The 14,688-nt window shown below is 73.0% G+C and carries 13 protein-coding genes; 4 read left to right on the forward strand and 9 right to left on the reverse strand.

Features of this window, described 5'->3' with window-relative positions; all coding sequences use genetic code 11:
• The first annotated feature begins 17 nt into the window (after nt 1-17).
• Both QT196_RS17200 and QT196_RS17205 read left to right on the forward strand, forming a co-directional pair.
• Complete coding sequence (locus QT196_RS17200; protein WP_168479850.1) at nt 18-2,273, forward strand: acetate--CoA ligase family protein; 2,256 nt, start codon at nt 18-20, stop codon at nt 2,271-2,273.
• Between the two features lie 112 nt (nt 2,274-2,385).
• Complete coding sequence (locus tag QT196_RS17205) at nt 2,386-3,282, forward strand: enoyl-CoA hydratase-related protein (protein ID WP_248001187.1); 897 nt, start codon at nt 2,386-2,388, stop codon at nt 3,280-3,282.
• 20 nt (nt 3,283-3,302) lie between these two features.
• On the opposite strand, the gene QT196_RS17210 is transcribed toward QT196_RS17205, so the two are convergent.
• Entirely contained in the window at nt 3,303-3,956 is a 654-nt protein-coding gene (locus QT196_RS17210; RefSeq protein WP_266738457.1) for a hypothetical protein, read from the reverse strand.
• 8 nt (nt 3,957-3,964) lie between these two features.
• Nucleotides 3,965-4,537: an RNA polymerase sigma factor gene (locus QT196_RS17215; protein WP_266738455.1), complete on the reverse strand. Its 573-nt coding sequence runs from the start codon at nt 4,535-4,537 to the stop codon at nt 3,965-3,967.
• Nucleotides 4,538-4,731: 194 nt separating this feature from the next.
• Between QT196_RS17215 and QT196_RS17220 the strand changes: the two genes are divergently transcribed.
• On the forward strand, nt 4,732-5,367 hold the full coding sequence (locus QT196_RS17220; RefSeq protein ID WP_248001189.1) for a flavin reductase family protein: 636 nt from the start codon (nt 4,732-4,734) through the stop codon (nt 5,365-5,367).
• An 89-nt stretch (nt 5,368-5,456) separates the two neighbouring features.
• On the opposite strand, the gene QT196_RS17225 is transcribed toward QT196_RS17220, so the two are convergent.
• The 4 genes from QT196_RS17225 to QT196_RS17240 all read right to left on the reverse strand — a co-directional run bounded on the left by QT196_RS17225 (nt 5,457) and on the right by QT196_RS17240 (nt 10,325).
• Nucleotides 5,457-6,821 (reverse strand): MFS transporter, encoded by a 1,365-nt coding sequence (locus tag QT196_RS17225; protein ID WP_290355210.1) that lies wholly within the window; start codon nt 6,819-6,821, stop codon nt 5,457-5,459.
• A 57-nt stretch (nt 6,822-6,878) separates the two neighbouring features.
• Nucleotides 6,879-7,979, reverse strand: coding sequence for a Zn-dependent alcohol dehydrogenase (locus QT196_RS17230; protein ID WP_290355211.1), 1,101 nt, complete (start codon nt 7,977-7,979; stop codon nt 6,879-6,881).
• On the reverse strand, nt 7,979-9,169 hold the full coding sequence (locus QT196_RS17235) for an acyl-CoA dehydrogenase family protein (RefSeq protein ID WP_290355212.1): 1,191 nt from the start codon (nt 9,167-9,169) through the stop codon (nt 7,979-7,981). Before QT196_RS17235 ends, QT196_RS17230 begins: the two co-directional genes overlap by 1 nt.
• Before the next feature lie 244 nt (nt 9,170-9,413).
• Nucleotides 9,414-10,325, reverse strand: coding sequence for an SDR family oxidoreductase (locus QT196_RS17240; protein WP_290355213.1), 912 nt, complete (start codon nt 10,323-10,325; stop codon nt 9,414-9,416).
• Nucleotides 10,326-10,433: 108 nt separating this feature from the next.
• Here QT196_RS17240 and QT196_RS17245 point away from each other — a divergent pair, with 108 nt between their 5' ends.
• Nucleotides 10,434-11,360: a cyclase family protein gene (locus QT196_RS17245; RefSeq protein ID WP_168479864.1), complete on the forward strand. Its 927-nt coding sequence runs from the start codon at nt 10,434-10,436 to the stop codon at nt 11,358-11,360.
• 114 nt (nt 11,361-11,474) lie between these two features.
• On the opposite strand, the gene QT196_RS17250 is transcribed toward QT196_RS17245, so the two are convergent.
• The 3 genes from QT196_RS17250 to QT196_RS17260 all read right to left on the reverse strand — a co-directional run bounded on the left by QT196_RS17250 (nt 11,475) and on the right by QT196_RS17260 (nt 14,617).
• Nucleotides 11,475-11,960, reverse strand: a complete 486-nt coding sequence (locus tag QT196_RS17250; RefSeq protein WP_168479866.1) for an ATP-binding protein — start codon at nt 11,958-11,960, stop codon at nt 11,475-11,477.
• 472 nt (nt 11,961-12,432) lie between these two features.
• Entirely contained in the window at nt 12,433-13,431 is a 999-nt protein-coding gene (locus QT196_RS17255; RefSeq protein WP_290355215.1) for an acyl-CoA dehydrogenase family protein, read from the reverse strand.
• A gap of 7 nt (nt 13,432-13,438) precedes the next feature.
• Nucleotides 13,439-14,617 carry an acyl-CoA dehydrogenase family protein gene (locus tag QT196_RS17260; RefSeq protein ID WP_168479868.1) on the reverse strand — a complete coding sequence of 393 codons (1,179 nt, stop codon included), beginning with the start codon at nt 14,615-14,617 and terminating at the stop codon, nt 13,439-13,441.
• Nucleotides 14,618-14,688: the final 71 nt, after the last annotated feature.

Genomic DNA, 14,688 nt, shown 5'->3' on the forward strand with positions numbered 1-14,688 from the left:
AGGAGCGGGCGTCTGCGATGCTTGGATCGACTCACGGCACCCTCACCACTCACTCCCGGCCGGCCCGCGTCGTGGCCTGTGGGGAGCAACCACCACACACCGTCCACGGCATGAGTGAACCGCATCGCGACGGCGGGGGCCAGGGCGCCTGCCCCGTCGACCGGGATGTCAGCGGCCGTCCGCTGCACGCTCCGGTGCCCGACCTGGACCGGTTCTTCCGGCCCGAGTCCGTGGCGGTGATCGGCGCCTCGGACAGCGAGGGCCGTCCCAACACCGGCATCACCCGTCAGCTGGTCGCCTGGGCGGAACGGGTCGGCGCCCGGCTGCACCCCGTCAACCCGGGACGCGCCCAGGTCTTCGGGCAGCCCTGCCATGCCTCCGTCGCCGATCTGCCGGAACCCGTCGATCTCGCGGTCCTCCTGGTCGGCGACCCACTGCCGGTCATCGAGCAACTCGCCGAGGCCAAGGTGAAGTTCGCGGTGGCCTTCGCCTCCGGGTTCGCGGAGACCGGTGAGCGCGGTGCGGCCGCCCAGGAGCGGCTGGCCGAGGCCGTCGCCCGCTCCGGGCTCCGGCTGCTCGGCCCGAACACCAACCTCAACGCCTTCGAGAAGTTCCGTACGGACCTGGACGGACCGGCCATCGCCCTGATCACCCAGTCAGGCCACCAGGGCCGTCCCGTCTTCAGCCTCCAGGAGCTGGGCATCCGCCTTTCGCACTGGGCGCCCACCGGCAACGAGGCCGATCTGGAAACCGCCGACTTCCTCTCCTACTTCGCCACCCGCCCCGAGGTCGGGGCCATCGCGGCGTATGTGGAAGGGCTCAAGGACGGCCGCAGTTTTCTGCTGGCCGCCGACCGGGCCGCCCGTAACAAGGTGCCCGTCGTCGCCGTCAAGGTCGGCCGCACCGAGACCGGTGCCCGCACGGCCGCCTCGCACACCGGCAAGCTCACCGGCGCGGACGAGGTCGTGGACGCCGCGATGCGGCAGTTCGGGGTGATCCGGGTCGACGGGCTCGACGAGCTTCAGGACACCGCGGCGCTGCTGGCCCGCGCCAGGAAGCCCACCGCCGAGGGCGTCGCCGTCTATTCGATCTCCGGTGGCACCGGTGCCCACTTCTCCGACCTGGCGACCGCGGCCGGTCTGCGGCTGCCCACCCTCGGCCCCGCCAAGCAGGCCGAACTGCACCAGTGGATACCGGAGTACCTGCACGTCGCCAATCCGGTCGACAACGGCGGGCACCCGGTCGGCGACTGGCGCGGCCGCAAGATCCTCGACGCGATCCTGGCCGACCCCGCCATCGGCGTACTGATCTGCCCGATCACCGGCCCCTTCCCTCCGATGAGCGACAAGCTCGCGCAGGACCTGGTGGACGCGGCGGAGCAGACGGACAAGCTGGTGTGTGTGGTGTGGGGCTCGCCGGTCGGTACGGAGGACGCCTACCGCCGCACCCTCCTCGGCTCCTCGCGGGTGGCGACCTTCCGCACCTTCGCCAACTGCATCACCGCCGTCCGCGCCTACCTCGACCACCACCGCTTCGTCGACGGCTACCGCTCGCCCTTCGACGACGCCCCGCGCGTGCTGTCCCCGTCCGCGCGCAAGGCACAGGCCCTGATGCGTCCGGGCCAGCAGCTCAGCGAGCACGCGGCGAAGCAGCTGCTGCGCGCCTACGGCATCCGGGTCCCGCGTGAGCAGCTGGTGACCAGCGCGGCGGCGGCCGTACGGGCCGCGAGCCAGGTCGGCTATCCCGTGGTCATGAAGGCCTCCGGGCCGCAGCTCGCGCACAAGACCGAACTCGGCCTGGTCAAGGTCCAGCTGACCTCGGCCAGCCAGGTCCGGGACGCCTATCGCGAGCTCACCGACATCGCGCGCTACGAGGACGTGCCGCTGGACGGGGTGCTGGTCTGCCAGATGATCGAGCGCGGCGTCGAGATGGTCGTCGGCGTCACCCGCGACAGCCTCTTCGGGCCGACCGTGACCGTCGGCCTCGGCGGGGTGCTGGTGGAGGTGCTGCGGGACGTCGTGGTGGGTGTACCGCCCTTCGGGGAGGACCAGGCGCGCGCGATGCTCGACGAACTCCGCGGCCGGGCCCTGCTGGACGGTGTGCGCGGAGCGCCGCCCGCGGACCTCGACGCACTGGTGGAGACCGTCCTGCGAGTGCAGCGGATGGCGCTCGAACTCGGCGACGACCTGGCCGAGCTGGACATCAATCCGCTGGTGGTGCTGCCGCGCGGACAGGGCGCCGTGGCCCTCGACGCGCTCGCCGTCTGCCCTTGACCACCCCCGCACCCGCGACCGCACCCACACCACGGCCCGCACCCAGGCTGCCGTCCACCGGACCCCCGGCCGCCGTGCCCACCCCGCCCGCACCCCCTGGAGCCGCTCCCCCATGACACCCTCACCGTCCCCCGGTTCCGTTCCCCCCGCCGCGCCCGACGATCCCGACGAGCCGTCCGCCCGCGCGGACCCCGTCGACTCCGTCAACGCCGTCGATACCGTCGATTCATTGGTACTGCACGCCACTGACAACGGCGTCTCGTGGCTGACCCTGAACCGGCCCGACGCGCTGAACGCCGTCACCTGGGACCAGCGCGAACGCCTCATCGGCCGGCTCGCCGACGCCTCGGCCGACCCCGGTGTCCGGGCCGTCGTGCTCACCGCGACCGGCAAGGGTTTCTGCGCCGGTGCCGATCTGCGCGGGGCGCCGCCGGCCGGCGAGCGGGTCGCCGGGGATGTCGCCCGGATGATCCGGGGCGGCGCCCAGCGGCTCATCACGGCGGTGCTGGACTGCGAGAAGCCGGTCATCGCCGCCGTCAACGGCACCGCGGCCGGGCTCGGCGCCCATCTCGCGCTCGCCTGCGATCTGGTGCTGGCGGCCGAATCGGCCCGGTTCATCGAGGTGTTCGTCCGCCGCGGCCTGGTACCGGACGGCGGCGGCGCCTACCTCCTGCCGCGGCTGATCGGCCCGCAGCGCGCCAAGGAGCTGCTGTTCTTCGGGGACGCCCTGTCGGCCGCAGAAGCGGAACGGCTGGGTCTGGTCAACCGGGTGGTGCCGGACGGCGAGCTGGCGAAGACGGCCCGGGAGTGGGCCGAGCGGCTCGCGGCCGGCCCGACCCGCGCCCTGGCCCTGACCAAACAGCTGGTCAACGCCTCGCTCGACGCGGACCGGAGCACCGCCTTCGCCGCCGAGGCCACCGCCCAGGAGATCAATATGACGACGGCGGACGCACAGGAGGGCGTCGCCTCCTTCGTGGCGCGCCGCCGCCCGACGTTCCGGGGCCGCTGACCTCCCGGCGCCCCGTGGGCCTACGTCACCTCCGCCGGGCACTCCGGTACCTCACGGGTGTTCCGCGTCCGCACCCCCGGCAGCCAGCCCCGCACCCCCTGCCCGCTGGTGACCAGATACCAGCGGGTGGAGGTGACGCCCGCCTCGTCGCGGACCATCCGGCCGTCGGTCACCACACAGCGCGCGGCCAGCGCGTCGCCGTGCCAGACCCGGCCCGCGGAGTTGCCGCGCGCGGCGTACTCGGCGCGCGGATCGTTGGCCAGCCGCAGCGCGCACTCCAGGGAACGGCCCGTACGGCAGGCCTGTTCGCTGTTGTAGACCGTGATCTTCACCGTCGGTGTCGGCCCCGCCGGCTGGACGGAGACGGGCCCGGGGCGCACCAGCCACCACACCCCCAGTGCCACCGCGGCCACCGCCGCCGCCACGACGAGCACGACCATCCGCGGCCGTCTCCGGGGCAGCGGCACCACGGCCGGTGCCTGCGCGGTGCCCGGCTCCCGGATGCGGTCCCACAGGCCGGGCGGTGTCTCGATCTGTTCGTCCGCAAGCCGGAGTCGGGCACGCAGCAGCGCTTCGGCATCGCCCCCGCCCCCGTCGCCCCGGCCCCCGCCGTACCCCGGGCCGTCACCGCCCGCCGCGCCCGCACCGCCGTCGTACCGTGGCCCCACGTCCACCGTGCCGCTCACCTCCCGGCCTGCCCGTGCTCCGATTCAACGAGGTAGGCGCGCAGCCTGTCCAGCGCACGGGCGCGATGGCGGGCGGCGGTGCCACGATGCACCTTCATGATCTTGGCGGCCTGGTCGATGGTGTAGCCGTCGAGGTCGACGAGGATGACGATGCCGGCCTGCCGGTGCGACAACTTCCCCAGCAGGCGCACCGCTTCGATCTCGGACTGCCGCCGCGCCACCCCGCCGTCCCAGCCGCCCGGCGCCCCACCGGGCGCTCCGCCCGCACCGGCCTCCTCGACGCCCTCCAAGCCGTCGACCAGCACCTGGCGCCGGTCCTTGCGGTAGGCGTCACGGGCGACGTTGAGGACGGTGGTGAAGGCATAGGCGTAGGGCTCGGGATGAGCCAGGAAGCGCTGGGGGCGGGCCGCGAGTCTGAGGTAGGCCTCGTGCACCACGTCCTCCGCGGACTGTCGCGATCCGGCCAGCATCACCGCCCGTCGGTACAGCCGGGGCAGCAGCCCGCAGAAGACCTCGTCGAAGGTGGGTGACGCGGCAGACGAAGCTGACGGCGCTCTCGCATCGGCCATGTACCGGAACTCTCCCCCGTGCTCGGCTACGGACGCGGCCGCAGTGGACGCTATCCGCGCGAACGACACGCAATCAGGAACCCCGCCCCAATCTCCCCCGATTCCACCGCAGGTCATCCCGGAAGCACGGGAAACCACACCTGCGGGTGGCAGCCGCTCCGCACGCCTTCACATCTGACGCTCCATCAGATTCAATGGGAGACATGATGGGACATGCGGGAATGGCGGCCACGGTCGTGCGGTACCTACGCTCCGTCGGCGCGCCCACCACGGCGGCCGCGCCGTCCCCCGCCACCGCGCCGCCACGGCCCGCGCTGCGCGCCGTACGCGAGGACGAGCGCGCCCCGCTGGACCCGGCGGAATTCCGCTCCGTCCTGGGGCACTTCGCCAGCGGCGTCACGATCATCACGGCCCCCGGAGAGCCGGACCCGGCCGGGTTCGCCTGCCAGTCCTTCGCCTCGCTCTCCCTCGACCCGGCGCTGGTCACGTTCATGGTGGCGCGTACGTCGACCACCTGGCCGAGGATCGCCCGCGCCGGGGTCTTCTGCGTCAATGTGCTCGGCGCCGGGCAGGGCGATCTCTGCCGCGGGTTCGCGGTCAGCGGCGGCGACAAGTTCGCGGGTGTCCCCTACGAGGCGGCGCCGGTGACCGGCTCGCCGCGGCTGGCGGACGTCCCCGCCTGGATCGACTGCACGGTCCAGGCCGTCCACACCGGCGGCGACCACCTCATCGTGGTCGGCCGGGTCGAGGCACTCGGCACCGACCCGGCCGCCGCCGAGCACGGCCCGCTCCTCTTTCACCGCGGGACCTTCGGCCACTTCCGTCCGTAAGCGCCTGCCAACCGATGCAGCCCGCACGTCACTTTCAGCCCCCGCGCCGGGCCGGAATGGCGGGCAGGCACCCCGCCACCGCCGGCGCCCTACCCGGCAGCGACCACCCGCCCGTCCCCGGCACCTGCCCGCCCCTGCCGGATGACCAGGGCCATCAGCGCCGCGACGGCACACAGTGCGCCCGACGCGTACCAGACCGGGTTGTACGTGCCGAACGCATCGCGCGCCAGGCCGCCCAGGAAGGCGATCAGCGCGGCGCCCACCTGGTGGGCGGCCAGCACCCAGCCGAAGACGATCGCGGCGTCGTCCCCGTAGTGCTCACGGCACAGGGCGAGGGTCGGCGGGACGGTGGCCACCCAGTCGAGACCGTAGAAGACGATGAAGAAGACCATCGGCGGGTGGACGGTGTCGGACAGCAGCAGCGGCAGGAACATCAAGGACAGGCCGCGCAGTCCGTAGTAGGTGGCCAGCAGCCGGCGGGTGTGGAAGCGGTCGGTGAACCAGCCGGACGCGATGGTTCCGGCGATATCGAAGATGCCGATCACCGCGAGCAGTGAGGCGGCCGCCGTCATCGGCATGCCATGGTCGTGGGCCGCGGGCACGAAGTGCGTCTTGACCAGGCCGTTCGTCGTGGCACCGCAGATCGCGAAGGTGCCCGCCAGCAGCCAGAACGGACCCGTGGGGGTCCCCCCGCTCGAGCGCAGCCGAGAGTGGGGGAGGGCTGCCGAGACCAGGGCGCGCAGGGCACGCCGGGCCGCGCCCCGCTGCGGCGGCGGCTTGGGGACGAACTCCGCCGCCCCGTACGGCGCGACCCCCACATCCGCCGGATGGTCGCGCAGCAGCAGCCACACCAGCGGGACGACGGCGAGCGCAGCGAGCGCGACGGTCACCGCGGCCGGCCGCCAGTCGTAGCGCTCGACGATCCAGGAGAGGGCCGGGAGGAAGATCAGCTGCCCGGAGGCGCCGGCCGCGGTGAGGATGCCGGTGACCAGCCCGCGCCGGGCGGTGAACCAGCGACTGGTGACCGTCGCCGCGAAGGCCAGCGCCATCGAGCCGCTGCCCAGCCCCACCAGCACACCCCAGTACAGGACGAGTTGCCAGCTCGTGGTCATGAAGACGGTCAGCCCGGCACCGACCGCGATCACCATCAGGGCGACCGCCACCACCCGCCGGATGCCGAACCGGTCCATCAGCGCCGCGGCGAACGGCGCCGTCAGCCCGTAGAGCGCGAGGTTCACCGACACCGCGAAGCCGATGGTGCCGCGTGACCAGTGGAACTCGGCGTGCAGCGGCTCGATGAGCAGACCGGGGAGGGAGGCGAAACCCGCCGCGCCGATGAGGGTGAGGAAGGTGACGGCGGCGACGGACCAGGCCCGGTGCGGGCGCCGCCGACCGGGTACGGGGGCAGGCGCGGGGGCCGCCTCGCGCAGGGGCAGTTCGGGTGTCTGGGTCACCGGAGCAGCTTCGCCCGTCACCCCGGGCGGAACGAGTGGCCGGAAGGCCAGGGATCATCAGGATCGGGCCAGGGCCGCCCCGGGGTCCGGCCCGAAGGTCAGCACCCCCCGGGCCACCCGCCCGTGATGCGCGTCGTCCGCCGCCCGCGCGAAGTCCTCCACCGGGTACGTCCGGGTCACCAACTCGTCCAGCAGCAGCCGCCCTTCGCGGTACAGCCGGGCGTACAGCGCGATGTCCCGCTGGGGCCGCGCCGACCCGTAACGGCAGCCCAGGATCGACTTGTCCAGGTACATCGACGACACCAGGAACGACGCCTCCGCGGTGGCCGGCGGCACCCCGAGCAGCACCGCCTGGCCGTGCCGGTCCAGCAGATCGATGGCCTGCCGGATCAGCCGGGTGCTGCCCACACACTCGAAGGCGTGGTCGGCACCGGTCGGCAGGATCTCCTTCACCGCCTTGACGCTGTCGGCCACCGCCGACGCGTCGATGAAGTGCGTCGCCCCGAACTGCCGGGCCACCGCCTCCTTCGCCGGGTTGGCGTCCACCGCCACGATCACCGACGCCCCGGCGATCCGCGCCCCCTGGAGCACATTGAGGCCGATCCCGCCGGCCCCGATCACCACGACCGAGTCCCCGCGGTCCACCTTCGCCCGGTTGAGCACCGCCCCGACGCCGGTCAGCACCCCGCACCCGATCAGCGCGGCGGAGGTCAGCGGAATATCCTCGGCGATCTTGACGGCCTGCACCGCCTTGACGACCGTACGCTCCGCGAACGCCGAGTTCGACGCGAAGCTGAACAGCTCCCGCTCGCCCCGCCGGAACGGCCTCTGCGGCATCCCGATCGCCTTCCGGCACATCGTCGGCCGCCCCCGGTCGCACTCCGCGCACGCCCCGCAGTTGGCCAGCGTCGACAGCGCGACATGATCGCCGGGCACCACATGGCCGACGCCCGCGCCGACCGCCTCGACCACCCCCGCACCCTCGTGCCCCAGCACCACCGGCACCGGGAACGGAATGGTCCCGTCGATCACCGACAGATCGCTGTGGCACAGCCCCGCGGCCCGGATCCCGACCAGCACCTCACCCGGCCCCGGGTCCCGCACGGTCAGATCGTCCACGACCCGGGGCTGCTCGCCGTCGAATATGACGCCTCTCATCACCGCTCCAGTCTGGGCAGGCCGAGCACACGCTCGGCGATGATGTTGCGCTGGATCTCGTCCGAGCCGCCGTAGAGGGTGTCGGCCCGGGTGAACAGGAACAGCCGCTGGAGCGCGTCCAGTTCGTACGGCGCCCCCGCACTCCAGTCGACGGGCCCGAGCGCCGCCGCGGCGCCCCGCACCCGCATCGCCAGCTCCCCGAGCCGCTGATGCCAGCCGCCCCACAGCAGCTTCGCCACACTCGGCGCCCCCGCGTCCCCGGCGGCGCCCAGGGTCCGCAGCGCGTTCCACCGCATGACTCTCAACTCGGCCCACTGCCGCACGAGTTGCTCCCGCAGCACCGGATCCCGCACCGCCCCGCCACGGACCGCGGCGGCGACCACGGCGGCCAGCTCCGCGGCGAACCCGATCTGCTGCACCAGCGTGGACACCCCCCGCTCCCGCGCCAGCAGCCCCATCGCCACCCGCCAGCCCGCGCCCTCCCCGCCCACCACATGCGGGGCCCGCGCCCCGTCGAAGAACACCTCGTTGAACTCCGCCGTCCCCGACATCTGCCGGATCGGCCGCACCTCGATCCGCCCCGGCTGATCCATCGGCACCAGCAGGAACGAGAGCCCCCGGTGCCGCCGCTCCCCCGGATCGGTCCGGGCCAGCACGAAGCACCAGTCGGCCTCCCCCGCCAGCGACGTCCAGATCTTCTGCCCACTGACCCGATAGCCACCACCGTCGCGGACCGCCACCGTCCGCAACCCCGCCAGATCCGACCCCGCCCCCGGCTCGCTGTAGCCCTGGCACCACAGCTCCTCCCCCCGGGCGATGGCCGGCAGAAACCGCCGCCGCTGCGCCTCGTCCCCCGCCGCGATCAGCGTCGGCGCCAGCAAATTCTCCCCGATGTGCCCCACCCGCCCCGGCGCCCGGACCCGCGCATACTCCTCGGCCCACACGACCTGCTGCGTCAGACTCCCCACCCGGTTCCCATACGCCCCCTCCGCACACTCCCACCCGAGCCCGATCCACCCCCCACTCCCCAACTCCCGCTCCCACTCCCGCCGCACAAAGGCCCCCTCATGCTCACTCCCGGGACCCCCCACCCCCGCCAACGCGGCGTAATCCCCGACGAGATGGCCCGTCAGCCACTCCCGCGCCTCCGCCCGGAATTCCTCATCCGCACACCCGAACCCAAAGTCCACGAGCCCCTCCCACCCTCACCCACACCGACGCCCACCGACACCGACGCCCGCCCCCACCCACCGTTACTCACTCCCTCAACGGGAGGGGACGGGCCGGAGGGGCCTGGTGTGTGGACGTAAAGCGAAGCAGTCCGGACACCCTGCCCCGGAGGTCCGTCACCGCACCCGACAGCCACCCGGCCCGCCGCAGGCGCAACGGCGAGAAACCCCCACGGCGGGACAGCCGAAAACGCACGCAGGCCACCTACCGCTTCGGCCGCGCCTCCGCAGCCGCAGCCGCAGCCGCCATCGCCGCCACCCGCGAAAGCATCGGCATGGGATCCACCCCCACCGCCCCCGGCAACACCTCCGCCACCCGCTCCGGCGTCCACCCGCCCCCCTCCGCATACACGGAGCGCAGCTCCACCGGCTGGGCCCACACGGCGATCTTCGGCCCGGCGACCGTATAGACCTGGCCGGTGATCTCCCGCGCCCGCTCGCTCAGCAGATAGACGACGAGCGCCGCCACATCCTCCGGCTCGCCGATCTCGGTCAGCTCCATCGGCACCTTCTCGGACATCCGCGTCCGGGCGACGGGCGCCACCGCGTTGGCCGTCACCCCGTATTTGTGCAGCCCGAGCGCGGCGCTCCGTACGAGCGAGATGATCCCGCCCTTGGCGGAGGCGTAGTTGGCCTGGGACACGGAGCCCTGGTGATTGCCGCTGGTGAAGCCCAGCAGGGTGCCGGATTTCTGCCGGCGCATCACCGCGGCCGCCGCCCGGAACACCGTGAACGTCCCCTTCAGATGGGTGGCGACGACGGGGTCCCACTCCTCCTCGGTCATGTTGAAGAGCATCCGCTCGCGCAGGATCCCGGCCACACACACCACACCGTCGATCCGTCCGTACTGCGCCAGCGCGGTGTCGACGATCCGCTGGCCGCCGGCCATGGTCGACACATCGTCGGCGACCGCGGTCGCGACGCCGCCCGCCGCCTCGATCTCCTTCACCACGGACTCGGCGATCTCGCTGCTGGGCGCACCGCCGTCGAGGGCGACCCCGTAGTCGTTGACGACCACCTTCGCGCCCTGTTCCGCGCAGGCCAGGGCGACCGCCCGGCCGATGCCGCGGCCCGCCCCCGTTACGGCGATCACTTTGCCGGCCAAGAAGTTCCCCATGCCGTGACCCTTCCCGCAGTTTCTGACGGACCGTTAGATTTTTGAGCAGACCCGGTACGAACACAAGACCCCGGGCCGAACCGGCCCCGGCCGCCCCGAGGAGGCCCCATGCCCCTGCCGCAGGAGTTCCATGACATCGCCAAACGCGTGAACAACTGGGGTCGTTGGGGCGCGGACGACGAGATCGGGACCCTCAACCTGATCACCCCTCAGGTCGTCCGGGAGGCGGCCGCCGGCATCCGCAGCGGCCGCCGCATCCCGCTCGCCCTCCCCCTCCGGCAGGACGGCGTCCAGACCGGCGTGATCCCGGGCCGGGTCAATCCGCTGCACACCATGACCGCCATCAACCAGGAGATCTTCGGCCCCGGTACGGTCGCGACCTCCGACGACGCGGTCACCATGGGCCTCCAGGCCGCCACCCACTGGGACGGCCTGGCCCATGTCTCCCACTCCGGGCGGCTCTACAACAACCGCCCCGCCGACTCGGTCACCGCACACGGCGGCGCCACCGCCCTCGGCGTGGAGAAGGTCCCCCCGATCGTGTCCCGCGGCGTCCTCCTGGACGTGGCCCGGGCGCACGGCACCGAAGGGCTGCCCGGCGGGCACGCCGTCACCCCGGAAGACCTGGACGCCGCCGAGGAACTGGCCGGGACGAGGGTCCGGGCCGGGGATATCGTCCTCGTCCGGACCGGACAGCTGCGGCACTATCTCGCCGGCGACCGGCAGGGCTACGCCTTCCCGTCACCCGGGCTGTCGCTGCGCACCCCGGAGTGGTTCCACGCACGCGAGGTCGCGGCGGTCGCCAACGACACCCTGACCTTCGAGATCTTCCCGCCGGAGATCGAGAACCTGTGGATGCCGGTACACGCCCTCCACCTCGTGGAGATGGGCATGCTTCAGGGCCAGAACTGGAATCTGGAGGAGCTGTCGGCGGCCTGCGCGGAGGAGGGCCGCTTCGCCTTCTTCCTGTCCGCGGTGGCCGAACCGTTCGTCGGCGGGTCCGGTGCGCCGGTCGCCCCCGTGGCGATCCTCTGAGGCGGCCGCATCGGGTCGCCGACCGCACCGGCCGGCGACTCGACGGCACCCGCCGGTCAGGCGGCAGGTGCCGGGATCTGAGGGAGGAGCGCCGGTGGTGCGCCGATGGATCGCTTACGCCTGGTGCGTCACGGTGCGTGACACCACGCAAGAGGGCTCATACGCCCCGAGGTCGGTCCCCGCCGCCATCAGCAGCGGGCGGCCGCGGTCCACCTCGCACCAGATCCGCTTGCCGGTGCCCTCCTGCTGCCAGCCCCAGCGGTCGGCCAGACCGTCGACCAGCTCCAGGCCACGGCCGTTGGTGTCGTCGCCGTCGGCGTGCCGCTGGCGCGGCGGGCGGGCGCTGACGTCCAGCACTTCGACCCGGACCGTGCCCACCACGGCACCCGAGCCGGAGAAGCACATCCGCAGCTCGGCCGCCGCGCCGGTGTGCACCACGGCGTTGGTGACGAGCTCGGAGATCAACAGGATCAACGTCTCCGCGAGTGGCTCATCGACCCCTATGCCGGAACCCACGAGCCGCGACCGGGCCCACCGCCGGGCCCGCCCCACCTCCGCGGGGTCGGGCCGTACGTCCAATTGCACCTGAAGCACCTGCACCGCTCACACCATCCGAACCGGCGGAAACATCGCCTCGCGCCTCCACGGAGTCACGGTGCGTGACCCCGGCGAAGCACAGCATGGTTGACGTTGAGTCACCCCAACAAGCGCTTCGGGCATATTCCAGCGCAAGGGAGTATGCGTCCTGCATACTGTGCGACGCACTTTGCGGGGAGTCGAACAAGGGGGGCGACCCGGGCCCTGCCTGAGGCGAGCGGCGCGCAGTCCGTACCCCGGAGCCGTCCTACCGACGGCACCGGGTCCGTTGCGCCACAGAACCACTCGCACCCAACGGAGAGTACCCGAGCGGAACGCCGACTCCCCCCTGTGACGAGTCACGCCTAGGACACAACCCGATATCGACACTCCGTGACCACTTCTGCGTAGTGAGTCCGACATTCCGTACACGGAGTGCCACAGTCTGACAGCGGCAGCCGCCACGGTCCCCGCAACGGCCGCCGCCTCCGCGCCGTCAGGCGATCAGGCCCGCGGCCAGCATTTCCTCGGCCTCGCCCGCCGTCCCCCAGCGTTCGGCATGCCACCAGGCCCGCTTGAGGTGCAGATGGACATCGGCCTCCCAGGTGAAGCCCATCCCGCCGTGGACCTGCAAACAGTCCCGGGCGTTGCGCACCGCGGCCTCGTCGGCGAGCAGTTTCGCGCCCGTGATGTCGAGAGCACTCTCCGTGACCGCCGCCGCATACACCGCACTTCGGGCGATTTCCGCCCGTACCAGCATCTGCGCGCACAGCTGCTTGACGGCCTGGAACGAGCCGATGGGGACGCCGAACTGCTCGCGTTCGCGGGCATAGGCGGCCGCCGTCTCGACCGTGCGGACGGCGCTGCCGAGCTGCTGGGCCGCGGTGAGCAAGGCGGCCTCGCGGCGGAGCCGGGGCGCGTCCACGGCGACGGGTTCGGTGCGCGGCAGGTCCAGGACGCGGGCGAGCGGAGTGAGGGGGTCGACGGAAGCAAACGGGGCGCAGGACACCCGGTCCGGCGTGCTCCGGTACGCACCGCCCGTGCGCCCCGGTGCGCCCTCCGCCCTGCCGTCGGCCTCACCCCCGGCAGGGCCGTTACCGCCCTCCAGCAAGATCAACTCATCGCAGCCGGCCGGATGTTCCCACAGCAGCGGCTCCCGCGCCCCGTCGCACAGCACGGCGATCCGCTCACCGGCCGCGACCCCGTCCACCGCCCCGGCCAGCAGCTGGCACGCCACCAGCGGTCCCGGCAGCAGCGCCCGCCCGGCCTCCTCCAGGGCCAGCACCGCCTCCGGCAGACCCAGCCCCACCCCGCCGTCCCGCTCCGGCAGCCGCAGCGCGAAGAAGCCGGCCGCGCCCAGCTCACGCCACAGCGCACGGTCCGGCGCGGGGTCTTCGACGGCCGCCCGCAGCCGGTCCCGGCCGAACCGCCCGGCCAGCAGCTCCCGGGTGCCGTCCTTCAACGCCCGCTGGTCATCCGTGAGTTGGAAGTCCACCGCCCGGTCACCGCCCCTTCGGCAGGCCGAGGATCCGCTCGGCGACGATGTTCTGCTGGATCTGCGAGGTACCGGCCGCGATGGTGTACGAGAGGGACGACAGCCGGTCCGCGACCCAGGTGTGGTCCGCGTCCAGAGCACCGGCGCCCAGCACCTCGGCCGCCGTGTCGTACAGCTCCTGGCGGGCGTGGGAATAGCGCAGCTTGAAGACCGAGCCGCCGGTGCCCGGGACGCCGCCGCCCCGCTGCCCGCCGCGCGCGGCGCCCCGCATCGCCTCGCTCACATTCCACTGGGTCAGCCGCCACAGCGCCGTGAACTCCGCGCTCAGCCGGCCCAGTCTGCGGCGCAGCACGGCATCGCCCCAGCGGCCGTTGGCGCGGGCGGCCCGGGCCAGCTCGCCGAGCACCCGGCGGCAGGCGACCACTTCGCCGACGAAGGCGGTGCCGCGCTCGAAGGACAGCGTCACCATCGTCACCCGCCAGCCGTCGTTCTCCGCGCCGACCCGGTGGGTGACCGGGACCCGCACCTCGTCGAGGAACACCTCGGCGAACTCCGTCGAACCGGCGAGGGTGCGCAGCGGCCGGACGGTCACCCCGGGCGCGTCCATCGGCATCGCCAGCCAGCTGATGCCGCGGTGCCGGGGCGCGGCCGGGTCGGTGCGGACGAGGAGTTCGCACCAGTCGGCGACCTCGGCGTGCGAGGTCCAGATCTTGGCGCCGCTGATGACGTAGTCGTCCCCGTCACGGACGGCCCGGGTGCGCAGCGCGGCGAGGTCGGAGCCGGCGTCCGGTTCGCTGAAGCCCTGGCACCAGATCTCCTCGCCGCGCAGGATCGGCGGCAGCCAGCGGGCGCGCTGTTCGGCGGTGCCCTCGGCGGCGAGGGTGGGTCCGGCGTGCAGCAGTCCGACGAAGTTGGCGCCGACATAGGGGGCGCCGGCGCGCTCGGTCTCCTCCAGGAAGATCAGGTGCTGGGCGGGGGTGGCGCCCTGCCCGCCGGCGTCCCGCGGCCAGTGCAGGCCCGCGTATCCGGCGTCGTACAGCATCCGCTGCCAGGCGGTGTCGTACGCCCGGCGGCCGGGCCAGTCGGTCGCGGCGGGCGGTGCGGGCAGCTTCGGCAGCACCTCGCCGAGCCACCGGCGCAGCCGGGCCCGGAAGTCCTCCTCCTCGGGTGTGCAGCTGAGGTCCATGGCGCGGCTACTCGCCGAGGCCCGGGCGGCCGGGCCCGCGGACCGTGATGCCGCACCGCGGCGGGTGGCCC

Source organism: Streptomyces sp. P9-2B-2, assembly GCF_030406865.1.
Taxonomy (GTDB): domain Bacteria; phylum Actinomycetota; class Actinomycetes; order Streptomycetales; family Streptomycetaceae; genus Streptomyces; species Streptomyces platensis.

Coding starts and splice junctions, on each gene's coding strand:
- QT196_RS17200 (WP_168479850.1), top strand. CDS start 18: ATGCTTGGATCGACTCACGGCACCCTCACCACTCACTCCCGGCCGGCC.
- QT196_RS17205 (WP_248001187.1), top strand. CDS start 2,386: ATGACACCCTCACCGTCCCCCGGTTCCGTTCCCCCCGCCGCGCCCGAC.
- QT196_RS17215 (WP_266738455.1), bottom strand. CDS start 4,537: ATGGCCGATGCGAGAGCGCCGTCAGCTTCGTCTGCCGCGTCACCCACC.
- QT196_RS17220 (WP_248001189.1), top strand. CDS start 4,732: ATGGGAGACATGATGGGACATGCGGGAATGGCGGCCACGGTCGTGCGG.
- QT196_RS17230 (WP_290355211.1), bottom strand. CDS start 7,979: ATGAGAGGCGTCATATTCGACGGCGAGCAGCCCCGGGTCGTGGACGAT.
- QT196_RS17240 (WP_290355213.1), bottom strand. CDS start 10,325: ATGGGGAACTTCTTGGCCGGCAAAGTGATCGCCGTAACGGGGGCGGGC.
- QT196_RS17245 (WP_168479864.1), top strand. CDS start 10,434: ATGCCCCTGCCGCAGGAGTTCCATGACATCGCCAAACGCGTGAACAAC.
- QT196_RS17260 (WP_168479868.1), bottom strand. CDS start 14,617: ATGGACCTCAGCTGCACACCCGAGGAGGAGGACTTCCGGGCCCGGCTG.